The organism is Moorena sp. SIO3H5, assembly GCF_010692395.1.
Taxonomy (GTDB): domain Bacteria; phylum Cyanobacteriota; class Cyanobacteriia; order Cyanobacteriales; family Coleofasciculaceae; genus Moorena.
Genome location: NZ_JAAHHS010000750.1, coordinates 1 through 1,497, shown reverse-complemented (window position 1 = coordinate 1,497; position 1,497 = coordinate 1). Strand labels below are relative to the sequence as shown.

Annotated in this window: 2 protein-coding genes; one reads left to right on the top strand and one right to left on the bottom strand. The window is 36.6% G+C overall.

What is annotated here, in order from left to right:
* A partial coding sequence (locus tag F6K52_RS36220) for a CPP1-like family protein (RefSeq protein WP_293090042.1) occupies positions 1-261 on the top strand: 261 nt, incomplete at its 5' end.
* A gap of 62 nt (positions 262-323) precedes the next feature.
* Here F6K52_RS36220 and F6K52_RS36215 read toward each other — a convergent pair.
* Entirely contained in the window at positions 324-1,073 is a 750-nt protein-coding gene (locus tag F6K52_RS36215; protein ID WP_293090040.1) for an HAD family hydrolase, read from the bottom strand.
* Positions 1,074-1,497: the final 424 nt, after the last annotated feature.

The following is a 1,497-nucleotide window of genomic DNA, read 5'->3' as shown; positions in this document are numbered from 1 at the left end:
CCAGCTGGAGGTGACACAATGCTACAGCTGGTATTGATTGTTGGTGTAGGAGTTAGTGTTTACTTTCTTAATTTCAAAGAAGGCAAATTTGGCAGATCTGTTTTATTAACTTTTCTGACTCTTATTTTCGGTTTAGTTATTGGAGGAAGACTTACCAGTTTGTTGTCTGCGCAGCTCGCCTCTATTAGCCTAGAGCCAAATCTGTTTTCTACGGTAGTCAGTTTTATCTTGTTATGGCTAGTTAGTAGCTTTTTACGCTGATAAATTAATGTTGATTATATAAGGGAGTGGGTGATACTCGATCGAAATCACCCACTTGTCATTTATCCTACTTGCTGTAGGGAGTTTTCCAGAACTAGTTTAACTGCACAACTGAAGTCTTGAACAATTAAATCTGGCAACTGGGATTCTAATTGTGCGCGATCGCGAATACCACATTCCACCGCAATCACTTTTATCCCATGTCTTTTTGCAGCCACAATGTCCGCTTCCGTATCTCCAATCATCCAAGTATCATAAGCTGGTGGTAACTCGTTTAAAGCCCGTGCCATTAACAATGGCTTATCTTCTACATCATGGGTTTTTATATAATTATTGCTTAAGAACAATGGCTTATCTTCTACATCATGGGTTTTTATATAATTATTGCTTAAGCAGTAGCGACGATTTTCTGGAAAAAAATTATCTAAATCGTACCGATTTAAGGCATAATTTAACTCCCTAACTCGGCGCATAGTCATAACTGCTAAATCTATACCCATTTGCTTAATTTTTAGCATGGTATTTACTGCACCCCATGCCAGACAGTCATACTGGAAGTAAGGTTGTGTATGTACGGTTTGTCGCCGCATTTGAGAGAAAGTTTGAGCTTGAGCTTTGTCCAACCCTGAGATAATTCCAATCTGTGTTTCCGGAACACGCTCCCGCTTTAGCTCCCAGAATTCTGCTTTTGTTAATTCTCTAACTGTTTGCTCCCGATTACGAGTTTTTTCTAAACAAATTTGATAAACGCGGTAATAACGTTCGGATACATCAATAATCGGACCATCAAAATCTGTAATTATTCTTAACATTTGTTTGTAGTGCTGATTTAATTAAATGTAAATTTAATTAACAGATTAGCCCAGTTGCACTTATCTTTTAGTTTTAAATATTTGATGAGTAAATTATGTATTATTAATGATTCGCAATAATTAGATACAAAGCAATAAGAAAATTGGATGGGGATTTAACCCCAACCAATTGACCAATTAGATGGTGGGCTTTAAGCAGTTGCAAATCTTAAAGCGTAATGGGAATAGTAAGCTGATGCGCATTTAAATTGTATATTCTCAAAACAAGATAAAAATGCTCAAGTCCGGTGCGTCAGTCGAAACTATTAAATTAGATGGATGAAAGCTTATAGCGATCGCGGTAATAAGCTAAGATTTGCTCTATATGCTGAGTTACATCTTGACTATAATCATCCCGTAAACCAGCAATTTGACTTTGTTTATA

Coding starts and splice junctions, on each gene's coding strand:
- F6K52_RS36215 (WP_293090040.1), bottom strand. CDS start 1,073: ATGTTAAGAATAATTACAGATTTTGATGGTCCGATTATTGATGTATCC.